2 protein-coding genes and 1 pseudogene are annotated in these 1597 nt (G+C 69.5%); 1 reads left to right on the forward strand and 2 read right to left on the reverse strand.

Annotated elements, in window-relative coordinates:
• Window positions 1–355, reverse strand: a 355-nt coding sequence (locus tag CCL05_RS46840) for an aminotransferase class III-fold pyridoxal phosphate-dependent enzyme (protein ID WP_425275991.1), incomplete at its 3' end; no start/stop codon positions are given.
• 213 nt (window positions 356–568) lie between these two features.
• Here CCL05_RS46840 and CCL05_RS41885 point away from each other — a divergent pair.
• Window positions 569–1207 carry a hypothetical protein gene (locus tag CCL05_RS41885; RefSeq protein WP_208641738.1) on the forward strand — a complete coding sequence of 213 codons (639 nt, stop codon included), beginning with the start codon at window positions 569–571 and terminating at the stop codon, window positions 1205–1207.
• Between the two features lie 89 nt (window positions 1208–1296).
• Here the strand turns inward: CCL05_RS41885 and CCL05_RS41890 are convergent.
• A pseudogene (locus CCL05_RS41890) lies at window positions 1297–1597 on the reverse strand (DNA-binding response regulator); the annotation flags it as partial.

Below are 1597 nucleotides of genomic sequence, written 5' to 3' on the forward strand. Positions count from 1 at the left end.
GCACCTGCTCCAGCGGCTCGATCCGCGCGACCATCTCCTCGGCGAGCGCGACCTCGCCCTCACCGGGCGTGCCGAAGGACGTACCGCGGGCGACGGCGTCCTGCACGGCGGCGATCACCTCGGGGTGCGAGTGCCCGAGGATCATGGGCCCCCAGGAACACACGAGGTCGACGTACTCCCGCCCGTCGGCATCGGTCAGATACGGCCCCTTGCCGGACACCATGAACCGCGGTGTGCCGCCGACGGCGCGGAAGGCCCGCACCGGCGAGTTCACGCCGCCGGGTGTGACGGCCGCCGCACGGTCGAACAGAGCCTGCGAGGCCGGTGCTTCATACGGATATGCCAGTTCGCTCATGACCTGCGACTTCTCCGACCTTCTCCGACGTCGTCGGGATCCGGGTGTGAGTGACCTGTTCAGGGTAGGACAGTGCCCGGCAACCGGTCCCCGAACCTCTGTCGTCTGCGAGACTGGGNNGTTTCGGCGAGCGACCGCGGGGGAGGTCACTGACACGATGATCGGGTTGCGCGGCGGGGGCGACGCGTCCTAGAAAAGCAGTCGGGTGGAGATATGCATCGCGGTGGCGGACTGGGCGAGGGGACTGATGACCTGGGTCCTCGACGTGCCCGGCGGGGAAGGCACCGGCGCGAAGCGGAGGACACGCAGGAAGCACGTCAGACGCAGGGGCTGCCGAGTGAACCGGACGGGCTCGACCGCCGTACTGAACGCCGGATGGACGATCTTCGGACGGGGAGCAGGAATGGTGGTCGGGTGGGGGTGACGTACAAGTACTTCGGCGCGCCCGACGGCGCGACCGCGGCCCGCGTCCCGATCTCGATGCGTCCCGAGGAACTCGGCGGCGACGAGCTCGGCATGAACGGCATGTTCACGAAGATCAAGCCGGAGACCATGGCGGCGATGGTCCTCACGGGCATCGAGGGCGTCCCCCTGCACAAGGTGCCGCCCCTGGAACTGGTCGTCCTGCACCCCGACTACGCGGTGGTCAAACTCCCGATGACCGTCGTCGACCCCCTGCGGGGCATCGGCGAGGAGTCGGTGGGCGCGGCGGCCTTCATCTGGTCGACGGTCCCGGACCGGGGCGGTCCTCGGGACGCGTTCAATGTGTACCAACTGCTGCATGAGTGGCAGGACTTCTCACATCGGTTGCATGAGGCGGGGCATCAGCCTTATTGCCTGGTGTGGCCCTGAGCGCAGACTCGACTCGATCGTGTCCCACAGGTGGCGCGGGCCGCGCTGATCCCGAAGACCGCTGAACCGCTGCTGGCCGCGGCGTCGGGCTACGGAAGATCCTCGGGGCGGGTCAGGCCCAACTCTCCCGCGCGCACTCCCGCCTGGAAGCGCGAACCCGCGTTGAGGGCGACGAGCAGTTCCGCGACCCTGCGGCGGTACGTACGCAGGGACATGCCCAGTTGCCGCGCGGCTGCGGCGTCGGTGACACCGGAGCCAAGGGCGCGCAGGACTCTGCTGGTCTGGGCGTCGATTGCGGGCCGGCCCGAACCGAGGAAGGCAGCGAGGTCGGCGGCGCTTTCCCAGGCGGCCTCGAACAGCGCGTAGGCTCCGCCGACCAGGGCCGGGGCG

Source organism: Streptomyces africanus (assembly GCF_002150735.1).
GTDB lineage: Bacteria > Actinomycetota > Actinomycetes > Streptomycetales > Streptomycetaceae > Streptomyces > Streptomyces africanus.

What these genes read in the sequence shown, in the direction of transcription:
- CCL05_RS41885 (WP_208641738.1), top strand. Translation starts at nt 569, where the DNA reads ATGCATCGCGGTGGCGGACTGGGCGAGGGGACTGATGACCTGGGTCCT.